This is a genomic window from Edaphosphingomonas laterariae (assembly GCF_900188165.1).
GTDB classification, from domain to species: Bacteria; Pseudomonadota; Alphaproteobacteria; order Sphingomonadales; family Sphingomonadaceae; genus Sphingomonas_E; species Sphingomonas_E laterariae.
Genome location: NZ_FZOS01000003.1, coordinates 220,629 through 232,695, shown reverse-complemented (window position 1 = coordinate 232,695; position 12,067 = coordinate 220,629). Strand labels below are relative to the sequence as shown.

Genomic DNA, 12,067 nt, shown 5'->3' with positions numbered 1-12,067 from the left:
TCAGCACAATCTTCTCGAAGTGCTCGGCATCGAGCCGCTCGCCGAATATCTCGTGTCGGAAATCCAGGAAGTCTATCGACTGCAGGGCGTGAAGATCAACGACAAGCACATCGAAACGATCGTTCGTCAGATGCTGCAGAAGGTTGAGATCACCGCCGCTGGCGACAGCACGCTGCTGCCGGGCGAACAGCTCGATCGTATCGAGATGGACGAAGCCAACGAAAAGCTGCTCGCCGAAGGCAAGCTGCCGGCCGAAGGCAAGCCGGTCCTGCTGGGCATCACCAAGGCGTCGCTGCAGACCCGCAGCTTCATCTCGGCGGCGTCCTTCCAGGAAACGACCCGCGTGCTCACCGAAGCCTCGGTGCAGGGCAAGATCGATACGCTCGATGGCCTCAAGGAGAACGTGATCGTCGGCCGTCTCATCCCCGCCGGCACCGGCGCGGGCATGAACCGCCTGCGCGTCACCGCCTCCAGCCGCGATGCCGCTCTCCGCGCTTCGCAGCGTGCATGGCAGGCTTCGCTGGTGGCGCCCGCCACCGCGGCCGAGGAACATGCGGCGGAACTGGTTCGTCCGGTCGAAGACGACACCGGTGACGATCCCCTGGGCGCCGTCGTCGGCGAGGACTTCACCACCGAAGATCTCGATTGATCCGACGGCCTCACGGCCTGAATGAACAACCCCGCCGGAGCGATCCGGCGGGGTTTTTCTTTGAGCATCAATATGGCGCGCGCGATCGGAGCCGCCGAATGCTCCGACGTAACGCCCCACGCCGGTCACAACGGACCGACACGCGATGCCGAATTATCCACGCGGCCTAGGCGAACTCGTTGGCAAAGCGTTATAGTCGCCGCATGTTCAGCAGGCGTTCGATCATCGCGGGCATAAGCGGGCTTGGCGCCACGCTGGCCCTGCCCACGGGGGCTATGGCCCGCTCAGCCCCCAAAATGGCCCGCCTGCGCCCCGGCGATACCGTCGGCCTGATCGCGCCGGCCAGCGTATCGGATGATCCGTTCAGCCTGGAAACCGCGCAAAGCACCATGCGCGGCATGGGGCTGGTGCCGAAGCTCGGCCAGCATGCCGCCGATCGCTTCGGCTATCTCGCCGGCACCGATCGCGATCGTGCGGCCGATGTGCACGCCATGTTCGCGGACGAAAGCGTGCGGGCGATATTCGCACTGCGCGGCGGCTGGGGCGGCGCACGGATGCTGCCGCTGCTCGATTGGGATCTCATCCGCGCGCATCCCAAGCTGCTCGTCGGTTTCAGCGATGTCACCGCCTTCCACCTCGCCTTCGCCGCGCGCGCCGGATTCCCCACCATTCACGGGCCCAATGCCGGCAATCGTTGGGATTCGATCAGCTGGAACAGCTTCTGGCGCATCGCCTTCGCCGGCCAGACCCCCATATTGAACGGCTCCGAAGGACAGGATGTCACGCAGGATCGCTGGCGCATCACCACCATCCGCCCCGGCAAGGCCAGCGGCCGGCTGCTTGGCGGCAACCTCACCGTCCTCTCGACGATGATGGGATCGCCCTGGTTACCCGATTTCGACGGCGCGATCCTGTTTCTCGAAGAAGTGGGCGAAGCCGAATATCGCGTCGATCGCATGCTCAACCAGCTCGCGCTCGCCGGCATACTCCGCAAGGTCGCGGGCGTGGTGTTCGGCCAATGCTCGCGCTGCGATAGCGGCGTCGCCAATTATACCGGCTTCAGCGTGCCGCAGATCCTCCACCAATATCTGTCGCAACTCGGCATCCCGGTCTTCGCCGGCGCCAATATCGGCCATGTCGGCAACCAGCTCAGCCTGCCCGTCGGCGCCGACGTGCGTATCGACGCCGAAGCCGGCACCATCGAACTGCTCGATCCGATCGTGGCATAGGCGGTGGCGGCGAAATTCGTCGCCCCTCGCCCCTTCAACGCCGAAAGCGGCCGATAAGTTGGCCGATAGACCGGCCGCCAGACGTCAGGGCAGCGCAGCTTTCAGGATAACGCTGGGCCCGTTGACCCGGTATTTGATGCTGCCCGTCCAGTCCCGCTTCACCATTTCCAGCTTATAGTCCACGTGGCGAAAGCCCACGCCAACACCCAGATTGTCGGTGATATTGTACATCAGCGATGCTTCGGCATTGATCAGCCGGCCGCCCGCATTGTTCAGCGTCAGATCGATATAATCGACCCTGCCTTGCAGCGTGAAATGGGGCGTGACGTCGAACAGGGCATAAGCGCCGACGGTCGGCAGCGGCGCCAGCGCATCGCGCTTTTCCGTCACGGCACCAACGCTCTGGTTGCCAATTGTGGCCTCGCCTTCCAGCCGGACGACGAAGTTCGTCGCGTGAAGCCCGCCGATGATACCGATCGCGTAATTTTCGCCGCGAAAGGCGTCCCAGCCAATCCCGATACGGTAAATATCCGTTTCAAAGCGGCTCCTTACGTCGGCCGATGCCTCGAACGTGTGCTTGCCGAAGCCCAGCCTCCGGTCGATCTGCGCCTCGGCCTTTCGGTTGATCCCCATATATTCCACGACGACGCGAAAGCCGCCGCCCAGCTTCGCACCAGCCCGGAACTCCGGCAGGGAATCGTCGCGCTCGAAACCCAGATCCTTCTCAAGGCTGATCCGGGAGGCCGCTTCCTGGCTGTCCCGGTCCTCGACGCTCACCGTCGTATTGTTGGATGTCCAGAAATAGGATGCCTCCAGCCAGAAGCGATCCCGCGCCGCCTGCGCGTTGGCCGTGCCCGCGTGCATCAGGACCATGCAACTGGTCACCCAGGGGGCAAGCCGAAAGATCCCGCCCGCGCGGCCAGTCAAAAACTGCCTCATCGACGCCCCCCCTTCTGCCGGACATTCCCGGTTATGCGCTCCAATAGAACGAAGATTCAGGCCGACAGCAACAGCGTTTGTCGTTCCGATTTCAGCCGCCCTGCAACGGCCAGCCGACACAGACACGTTCGGAGGGAGGCCGCTGTCGAGGTTTTCTGCCTGAATCCTGCCGGTCGGGACACGCGGACATTGCGGTCGTCGTCTACTGAGCTTCCACCTTCGTCACCCCGGACCTGTTCCGGGGTCCACCGTGCAGCACACATCACCATTGATGATCGAGCGGGACGGAATGACCTGGCGGTGTCTTTCGGGTTGGACCCGCTGGCGGCATCGCCTGCGTGACGGTGGCCCCCGGAACAAGTCCGGGGTGACGAGACAAGGATAGTCCGCTTCCCCCGACTTCTCGGCCCTTCGATCGTGGCGTCTGGCGGCCTGATTGCTGACCGTCAGCTTTCCGCGCTTTGTGGAAAATTCCTGCCTGTCAGGAAACGCCGACTTTGCGGACATTCGAACACCGGGTTATGAACTTGATATGATTACCGTGCGCTTCTCCAACGAGCTTGATCAGCCGCTAGAGTTTATGGTGGAGCCGTGGGGCGCCGTGGAGATCATTCCACCGGGATCCCGCTTTGCCATCCACTACCCCGCGCCAGAGGGACGCTCCGACACTTCCTACGCTGAGTATCATGTCGGGATGATCCGCTTTTTGTGTGAGGGGGACACTTACGAGGTTGACGTAGACGGCGAACGGATTGGTATCTAGGGGCTGTTTCCCCCGACTTTGCTGTCCTCCACCGGCGGGGCCAGGCGTCCGGTTTCCCGACCGTCAGCTCTCCGAGACCGGACAGGCAGGTATCGGTCATCGACGGAAAATTCCTGCCTGTCAGGGCACGCTGACATTGCAGACATGCCCTAAAACCGGCCAATGTGAGGCATGGATAGAGTTCGATTAAGCTTGGTGGCAGGAGCAATTGCTTTGCCGGCTTGCACTGAACAGCCGAAGCGTGAGGAGTGGGCCGTTGTTGTCAGCATCGCGCCGCACGTAAATCCTAAATGGCACGCCGACGAAGTCGTGGTCACAGCGCGAAGTCAAAGGGGAGCCATCGGAGCACGATCCGTTTTGCTGGCGCGCCTGAACTGTCGTGTCGGAGACACGGTTCACGCGTCGGCACAGGGCTTGGCGCTGAAACTGGACGCCCGTGCGTGCGTGCGGTGAAGTCCGCTTCCCCCGACTTTGCTGCCATCCAGCGACGGGGCTGGGCCTCCGGTTTCCCGACCGTCAGCTTTCCGAGATCGGACAGGCAGGGTTCGTCCATCGGCGTAAAATTCCTGCCTGTCGGGACACGCCGACCTTTGCGGACGTCGCCTACTGAACTTCCACCTCGTCACCCCGGACTTGTTCCGGGGTCCACGGTGCAGCACACATCGCCATTGATGATCGAGCGGGACAATCCGCCATGGAATGACCTAGCGATGTCTTTCGGGTTGGAGCCGCTGGCGGCAGCGCCTGCGTGGCGGTGGACCCCGGAACAAGTCCGGGGTGACGAGACAAAGATAGTCCGCTTTCCCCGACAAAGCGGCCATCTAAATATCCTGTCCGGCGCCCCAAAACCGACGTTCATTCACCCACCGAGTTCATCCACGCAGCCCAGCAGCCTCGTCGTTGGGTCTTATCGTTCAATCGCTTGCAATCCGGCACTCGCACCGTCGCACACCCGCTCGTCGCGCCTCAGCGCCGTGCAAATTCCTGGGGGGACATGCCGGTGCGTCGGCGGAAGGCGGTGGAAAAGCTCGATGGGCTCGAAAAGCCGAGCAAATAGGCGATTTCCTTGAGCTGGCGGTCACCGGCCAGGATCATCGCCTCGGCGCGCGCCTGCCGGGCGTCCTCCACCGCTTCGGACAATGTGGTTCCGGTCGATGCCCGCCATGCGCGCGAAAGATGGCGCGGGCTTAACCGCACCAGCGTCGCCAGTTCGCTCACCGATGGCGGTGCGGTGTCCGCCTCGGCAATCCGTTCGCGCAGGCGGTTGAGCTGCCAGCCGGCCAGCCCGCCCTTGGCGATCTCGTCCTCGGCCGCCAGCCGCCCGATGCCGCGCGCCAGATCCACCGCCAGCAGCGTCGTCAGCCCGTCGAGCAGGAAGGCCGTCGCCATGCCAGGCTGGGCGATTTCATGCGCGATGCGGCGCAGCGATCCCACCACCTCGGGCTGGCGCACGTCCAGCAGCGCGCGCTGCACCCGTGGATCGCCGGGATCGATCGCCAGGTCCGGCGCTTCCTCATTTTCGGGCTGGAAGGCGATGCGCAGGAAGGTCTGGTCGCCCCCCAGCCCGCGCGTCTGCAGCCGGGTTTCGGCCGGATGGAACAGGATGTCGCCCAACGGCAGGAATTCGGCGCGGCCGATATCGCTATAACGGCCTTCCTTGCGGCCATGCGGCGGTGAAAGGTTCAGGCTCAGCGTCGGCCGTTCTTCGGCCAGGGTCAGCTCGAACGGGGTCGGCCAGTGGATGCGGCACAGGTCGATCGCGGCGGATGGGGTGTCCGCATGTGCCGCAATCGTCCAGTCCGCGTCCATCAACCGCCCTTATGCCCTCAGCTCAGGATCTTGCGGTTGGTTTCGCCCCAGAAGGCGGTCATCCGCACGATCAACCCTGCGTCGTCGAATTCCATCACGTCGAGCGTCTCGATCTCGACCTTCACCGGATAATTCACCGGAGTCGCAATATAGGCAACCGCGCCGTAACGGCCAACGACACGCACCGCGCCGTCCAGCGACAGCAGGATACCGCCCTGCATCGCATCGAAGCCCGCCTGGAAAAAGGCGCCGATCTCGGCATGGCCGTGCTTTTCGCCGGTGCCGATCGGATCTTCGATCACGGCATTCGGATGGAACAGTTCCAGCACGCCCTTCAGGTCGGCATCGCCCATGCGCTTGCCATAGGTTTCCATCGCCCAGCGGATATGATCGGGGCCCGGTCCTTCGGTCGGGGCCTGGATGAAATCGCTGGCATTGGCGTCGGCCATCTTGTCGTCCTCTCCATCACGTCAACCCGGCGAAAGCCAGGATCGGATCGATCTTGGCGGCTCTCCGTCCAGCCGCCCAGCCCCCGGCGCTGCTGTAATCGGGCAATCGCTTTACCCCGCATGCCCGAAGCGCGTGCTGCGCAGCACGACCGACTGGCTGGCCGTCGCCATCAACGTCCCGTCCTCGGCGAACAGCAGCATCTGGCCGTGGCCAAAGCCATCGGCCGCGCCGTGGACGCGGCTGTCGCACAGCACCCATTCGGTTTCCACCGGCCCCAGGAAGCGAATGCAATTGTCCAGGCTGTTGGCGGCCACGTCGCCGCGATCGTCGGACAATGCGTTGCCGATCGACGCGGGCACGAAATCGGCCATGATCGCCAGCATCTGCCGGTCGATCGGGCCGCCGCCCGCCCCCGGTTCGCCCGTTGGCCGCATCCAGTAGATCATGTGCCCGGCATCGTCGCCGGTCGCGTCCCAGCCCTTGGCGATGCGCACGTCAACGCGCGAATACATGTCGTCGGGGGCGAAGCCCCAGCGGATCGGCAGGCGCGGGCAATCCTGCGGGCGCGGCACTTGCGGCGGGGTCACGAACTGGCGGCGCACCGCGCCCGGCCGCGTGCCCAGCGAAACCCCCGCGCCCAGCACCTGCCGGCCATCCGCCCAGGCGGTGGCGCGGGCCTGGCTGGTGTGGTGGCCTTCCACCAGCGGCGTCACCTCGAACTCGACGGTGCTGCCGCGCGGGGCATAGGCCAGATATTGCGTCGTCGCCCAGGCCACCGGCCGCCCGGTGGTGCGCTCCGCCGCTTCAACCGTTGCGCCAAGCCCGACGCCGCCGAACATGAAGGCGATGTCGGGCGCGCCCACGCTCAGCCAGGGCGCGACCTCCAGCAGCCACTTGTTGTCGGCCGATCCGGGCTGGAGGGTGAAGAAGCCCGCCATGCCCGGCCCCTCAGCCGTTCGCCTTCAGCGCGAACTTCTGCACCTTGCCCGATGCGTTCAGCGGCAGGCTTTCTACCACCTCCACGAAGCGCGGTGCCTTGTAGTTCGCCATATTGGCCTTGGCCCAGCTGGCAAGCTCGGCAGGATCGGGCTTCGCGCCGGCAACCGGGATCACGAACGCCTTGCCCACTTCGCCCATCCGCTCGTCGGGCACGCCGATCACGGCGGCCAGCGCCACCTGGGGATGCTTTTGCAGGATCTTCTCGATCTCCGCCGGGTAGCAGTTGAACCCGCCGGAAATATACATGTCCTTCATCCGGTCGGTGATCACCAGCCGTCCGTCGTCGACGAACTTGCCGACGTCGCCGGTATGCAGCCAGCCGTCCGCGTCGATCGCTTCGGCGGTCCCCTTCGGGTCCTCATAATAGCCGATCATCACGTTGAAGCCGCGAACCTGCACTTCGCCTTCCTCGCCATCGGGCACGGCATTGCCCTCGGCGTCGGCGATCCTGACCTCGATGCCGGGGATCGGCTTGCCGCAGGTCGCCGCCACCACTTCGGCGGGGTCGTTGGCGTCGGACAGCGAAACCGTGCCGCAAGTCTCGGTCAGGCCATAGCCGGTCAGCACCGTCTCGATCCCGATATCGCTGCGCATCCGCTCGATCAGCGCCGGCGGGATCGATGCCGCGCCGGTGATCGACAGCCTGAGCGACGACAGGTCGGCATCGCCGATATCGGTCGCCAGGATCGTCTGGAAGATCGCGGGCGGCCCGGGCAGCATGGTGATCTTGTGTTCGGACACCAGCGCCACCAGCTTCGCCACGTCGAGATTGGCGAGCGGGTAGATCGTCGCGCCCATCATCAGGCAGGGCAGCCAGCCCGCCTTGTAGCCGAAGCTGTGGAAGAAGGGATTGACGATCAGGTAGCGGTCCTGATCGGTCAGCCCCACCGATTGCGTCCAGCTGCGATAGGTGCGGCAGGTCTGGCCGTGGCCGCTGATCACGCCCTTGGGGTCGCCCGTCGTGCCCGACGTGAACATGATGTCGGCCGCCTCGTCGGCGGAAACCTCGGCGGCGCGCGCCTCGGTCGCGGCGTTGGGCGTCGCTTCGGCCAGGAAGGCATCCCATTCCGGGCCGAAGGTGATGATCCGTTCCAGATGCGGCAGATCTTCCGCCGCCAGCATCTCGCGGTAATCATTGCCGACGAAGCTGTCGACGGTCAGCACGCAGCGCGCGCGGCTGCGGTTCAGGATATAGGCCGCCTCGCCGCCCTTGAGCCGCGTGTTGAGCGGCACGACGACGCCCCCCGCGGCCTGCGCGCCGATGCAGCCGACGATCCAGTCCAGCCGGTTGGGGGACCAGATCGCCACGCGATCGCCCTTCGCCAGGCCTGCTGCGGCAAAGCCCGCGGCCGCGCGCAGCACGGCATCCCAAAGCCCCGCAAAACTGATCGTCCGGTCGCCATCGACAATCGCCGCCTTGTCGCCGAATCGGGCCGCGGCCTCGCGCGCGACGCCCGGTATCGTCTCCATGCCCTTACTCTCCCAGCCTCATCACCGATATGCGTAGGGCCCTATCGCTTTCGCTACGCATATTGTTTGTTGCCTGTCGCAGCGCTTCATCTATCGTGATTTCATTGTCAACAAAACCCGAATGCATGAAGGAAGTGAAATTGGCCGAGCGGCGTCTGCGTTTCGACGACAAGGTGGTGGTGGTCACGGGCGGCAGCCGCGGCATCGGCCGCGATATCGTGCGTGCCTTTGCGGAGGTGGGGGCCAAGGTCGTCACCTGCGGCCGCACCCCGCCGGAGGATGAGATTCCCGCCACTTTCCATGCCTGCGACGTGCGCAAGGCGGATCAGGTGGAAGCGATGTTCGAAGCGATCGGCGCCGAACATGGCCATGTCGATGTCGTCATCAACAATGCCGGCGGTTCGCCCCATGCCGATGCCGCCACCGCCAGCCCGCGCTTTTCCGAATCGATCATCGCGCTCAACCTGCTCGCCCCGCTCCATGTCAGCCGCGCGGCGCACCAGTGGCTCGCCAAGGCGCCGGGCCAGGGCTCGATCATCAACATCGCCAGCGTCTCGGCGGTCCGCCCGTCGCCGGGCACGTCGGCTTATGCCGCGGCCAAGACGGGCCTGCTCGGCCTCACCCGCAGCCTCGCGCAGGAATGGGCGCCCAAGATCCGCGTCAACGCGATCATCGCGGGCCTGATCGGGACCGAGGATGCCGCCGCCACTTATGGCTCGGAAGATATCCAGAACCAGATCATCGCCAACCAGCCGATCGGCCGGCTGGGCTCGGGCGACGATATCGCGTCGGCCTGCCTGTTCATGGCGTCGGACTATGCGGGCTATGTCAACGGCGCCGCGTGGGAAGTCGATGGCGGCGGCGAAGTCCCGCCCTTCTTCTCGATCCTCAAGGCGCATGGCGTTGCCTGACGCCGCCGCGCCCACGGGCCGCATCCGCATCGGCGGCCTCAACCATGTCGGGTTGACGGTCGCCGATCTCGATCGCTCGATCGCCTTCTACACGGGCATCTTCGATGTCACGCTGGAAGGCCCGTGGGATCGCACCGGCCCCGGCGTCGGCAAGGTCACCGGCTATCCGGGCTGCTCGGTCCGCCAGGCCTTCCTCAATTTCGGCCGGACGGACCAGCTGCTCGAACTGCTCGAATATACCAATGCCGGCGTGGTGGTGGATCCCGCCAACGGCAATGCCGGCGCCGCCCATTTCGCCGTGGTCGTCGATGATGTCGACGGCATCTATGCCGATCTGCTGGCCCGGGGATACCGCTTCGTCTCGCCCCCGATCACCACCTCGCCCAATCCGCTTTTCTACGGCCGGGTAACCTATCTGATCGATCCCGACGGCTTCCGTATCGAGCTTTATCAACCGCTGGAGGCGTGATCAGGCTTGGCCTCGGCTGGCTGGCACCCTAAGGTGAATCTGATTCATTGAGAGTGGGAACCCACCTCAATCGTCATCCCCGCGCAGGCGGGGATCCATAAACTCTGCGGTCGACGAAGCGCGGCACGGCTTGAGGATATGGATTCCCGCCTACGCGGGAATGACGAGAAAAAGATGAAATCACGGAGGGATGCCAGCATGAACCCAGCCGATTTCCGGCTCGACCGGGCCGACGAATTTCCCCACCCCGCCGGCCCCGAACCCCATTTCAACGAAAGCACCTATGCCAACGCCTTCGATGCCGTAACCGGCGTCGGCGGCTGGCTCCGGCTCGGCAACCGGGTCAATGAAGGCCGCGCCGAACTGTCGGTCTGCCTCTATCTGCCCGATGGCCGCATCGCCGTCCGCTTCAGCCGCCCGCGCATCGAAAACAACCTCGCCTTCGATGCGGGCGGCCTGCGCTTCGATGTCGTCGAACCGATGCGCCGCCTCGATGCCGCTTATGAAGGCGACGTGTTCATCGTCACCAACCCGGATGATCTGCGCACGCCTGAAAAACTGTTTGCGGAAGCGCCGCGCCTGCCCTGCTCGCTGGCGTGGCAGCTCACCACCATCTCGCCCCAGCATGGCGGCGAACCCGTGCGCGATGACGTGCAGACCATGTATGGCCGCGATTTCTCGCTCGGCCATTTCAACCAGCACATCGCCGCCACCGGCCATTTCACCATCGGCGACGAACATTTCCCCATCAACGGCCATGGCTGGCGCGATCATAGCTGGGGCCCGCGCTGGTGGACCAACATCATCTGGTATCGGCTGTTCCTGGCCGCCTTCCCCGATGGACGCGGCTTCATGATCCACCGCATTGCCGGCGAAGACGGCCGCACGCGCCGTTCGGGCGTGCTGCTGATGGACGGCCAATATCACGAGATCACCGATTTCGACGCGATCACCGAATGGACCGACCAGCAGGATCCGGCGGCGATGCGGATCATCGTGCGCACCGAAACCGGCCTCACCGCCGAAATCCGGGGCGAGGTGCTGTCGCTTGCGCCGTTGCGCAACCGGCGGGAGGAAAAGGGCCGCGAACTGCTCAGCCGCATCGCCGAAGGCCATACCCGCTTCACCTGGGATGGCGTGGTGGGTTACGGCATGACCGAATATATCGAGCGCGTTGCGGAGGATGGAAGCCTTGCCGGATACCCGCTCTGATCCTGCCATAGCGCTGGCCGCCGCCGTTCGCCGCCGCTTCGGTGGCGGCACCTCGGTCGAAAATGTCGTGCAGGCCACGCTCGGCGGGTCGAACCGCACCTTGTTGTTCGATCTGGTCGAAGGCGGCGGCACGCGCCGCCGCCTGGTCTCGCGCGAAGAAACCTTCACCGGCGAAGCCAGCCCCTTCCTGTCACCCGGCCAGCAATTCCGCCTGACGGCCTATGTCCACGCGGCCGGCGTGCCGGTGCCCGAACCGATCTTCGAATATGATGGCCAGGACGCACTCGGCCCCGGCTTCGTCACTGCCTTCGTCGCCGGCGAAACCCTGCCCCGCCGCCTCATCGAACGCGATGATCGCGCCGCCCTGCTCGTCCAGCTCGCCGAAGCACTGGTGCGGCTGCACGGGCTGGACGTGCCGCCCGCCTCTACCGAGCCATCATCCCGCCGTGGTGCATCATCCCAGCCCATTCCGTCATCCCAGCGAAGGCTGGGATCGCAAGCAGCCGAAGCGCAACGACAACAAAGCGATGCCAACCCACCCTCGCCTGACGCTGACGATAATGGCAGCACACAACACCCCCTCGCCTTCCTCGCCGACATTCCCGAATCCGGCGATCCCGTCGCGGGCATGCGGCTGCGGCTCGATGCGCTCGATGAACCCCATCCCGCGCTCGAACTCGGCCTGCGCTGGCTGGAAACACACCGTCCGCCCCAGCGGCCGCGCGCGCTGGTCCATGGCGATTTCCGCAACGGCAACTTCATGGTCGGCCAATCGGGGCTCGCCGCGCTGCTCGATTGGGAATGCAGCCATCTCGGCTCGGGCGTGGAAGATCTCGGCTGGCTCTGCACGCGCTCCTGGCGCTTCGGCCGCAATGCCGATCATGCCGGCGGCTTCGGCACCCGCGACGATCTCATCGCCGCTTATGCCTCCGCCGGCGGCCCGCGCCTCGACGCGGATGAAATCCGCTGGTGGGAACGCTTCGGCCTGATCCGCTGGGCGATGTTCAACGTGCTTCAGGCCCACGGCTTCGCCCATGGCCGCCGCTCACCCGCCTACGCCGTCTGCGGCCGCAACACCGCGCTCATGGAATATGATCTGCTGATGACGCTGAAGGGGAGCTATGATTGATGGCCGGCCAGCACCGCTTCGTCCCGTCAGCCCCTGAT

General features: G+C 65.1%; 11 protein-coding genes and 1 pseudogene. 7 read left to right on the top strand and 5 right to left on the bottom strand.

What is annotated here, in order from left to right; genetic code table 11:
• Positions 1-649, top strand: a pseudogene (locus tag CHB74_RS05035) (DNA-directed RNA polymerase subunit beta'); the annotation flags it as partial.
• A gap of 203 nt (positions 650-852) precedes the next feature.
• On the top strand, positions 853-1,878 hold the full coding sequence (locus tag CHB74_RS05030) for a S66 peptidase family protein (RefSeq protein ID WP_089218509.1): 1,026 nt from the start codon (positions 853-855) through the stop codon (positions 1,876-1,878).
• An 84-nt stretch (positions 1,879-1,962) separates the two neighbouring features.
• Here the strand turns inward: CHB74_RS05030 and CHB74_RS05025 are convergent, their stop codons facing one another.
• Entirely contained in the window at positions 1,963-2,751 is a 789-nt protein-coding gene (locus CHB74_RS05025) for a hypothetical protein (protein WP_089218508.1), read from the bottom strand.
• Positions 2,752-3,253: 502 nt separating this feature from the next.
• Here CHB74_RS05025 and CHB74_RS05020 point away from each other — a divergent pair.
• Positions 3,254-3,580 carry a hypothetical protein gene (locus tag CHB74_RS05020; RefSeq protein ID WP_144033725.1) on the top strand — a complete coding sequence of 109 codons (327 nt, stop codon included), beginning with the start codon at positions 3,254-3,256 and terminating at the stop codon, positions 3,578-3,580.
• Positions 3,581-4,546: 966 nt separating this feature from the next.
• On the opposite strand, the gene CHB74_RS05015 is transcribed toward CHB74_RS05020, so the two are convergent.
• The 4 genes from CHB74_RS05015 to CHB74_RS05000 all read right to left on the bottom strand — a co-directional run bounded on the left by CHB74_RS05015 (position 4,547) and on the right by CHB74_RS05000 (position 8,308).
• Entirely contained in the window at positions 4,547-5,389 is an 843-nt protein-coding gene (locus CHB74_RS05015; RefSeq protein WP_089218506.1) for a helix-turn-helix domain-containing protein, read from the bottom strand.
• 17 nt (positions 5,390-5,406) lie between these two features.
• Positions 5,407-5,838 (bottom strand): nuclear transport factor 2 family protein, encoded by a 432-nt coding sequence (locus tag CHB74_RS05010; protein ID WP_089218505.1) that lies wholly within the window; start codon positions 5,836-5,838, stop codon positions 5,407-5,409.
• A gap of 111 nt (positions 5,839-5,949) precedes the next feature.
• Positions 5,950-6,777 carry an acyl-CoA thioesterase gene (locus CHB74_RS05005; RefSeq protein WP_089218504.1) on the bottom strand — a complete coding sequence of 276 codons (828 nt, stop codon included), beginning with the start codon at positions 6,775-6,777 and terminating at the stop codon, positions 5,950-5,952.
• Between the two features lie 10 nt (positions 6,778-6,787).
• Positions 6,788-8,308 carry a FadD3 family acyl-CoA ligase gene (locus CHB74_RS05000; RefSeq protein WP_089218503.1) on the bottom strand — a complete coding sequence of 507 codons (1,521 nt, stop codon included), beginning with the start codon at positions 8,306-8,308 and terminating at the stop codon, positions 6,788-6,790.
• A 140-nt stretch (positions 8,309-8,448) separates the two neighbouring features.
• Between CHB74_RS05000 and CHB74_RS04995 the strand changes: the two genes are divergently transcribed.
• From CHB74_RS04995 to CHB74_RS04980, 4 genes are all read left to right on the top strand, one after another.
• Positions 8,449-9,219: an SDR family oxidoreductase gene (locus CHB74_RS04995; RefSeq protein WP_089218540.1), complete on the top strand. Its 771-nt coding sequence runs from the start codon at positions 8,449-8,451 to the stop codon at positions 9,217-9,219.
• Positions 9,206-9,688 (top strand): VOC family protein, encoded by a 483-nt coding sequence (locus CHB74_RS04990; RefSeq protein ID WP_089218502.1) that lies wholly within the window; start codon positions 9,206-9,208, stop codon positions 9,686-9,688. The genes CHB74_RS04995 and CHB74_RS04990 overlap by 14 nt, the downstream gene beginning before the upstream one ends.
• Positions 9,689-9,886: 198 nt before the next feature.
• On the top strand, positions 9,887-10,900 hold the full coding sequence (locus tag CHB74_RS04985; protein ID WP_089218501.1) for a DUF7064 domain-containing protein: 1,014 nt from the start codon (positions 9,887-9,889) through the stop codon (positions 10,898-10,900).
• Positions 10,881-12,029 (top strand): phosphotransferase family protein, encoded by a 1,149-nt coding sequence (locus tag CHB74_RS04980; RefSeq protein WP_245842635.1) that lies wholly within the window; start codon positions 10,881-10,883, stop codon positions 12,027-12,029. The genes CHB74_RS04985 and CHB74_RS04980 overlap by 20 nt, the downstream gene beginning before the upstream one ends.
• Positions 12,030-12,067 lie beyond the last annotated feature (38 nt).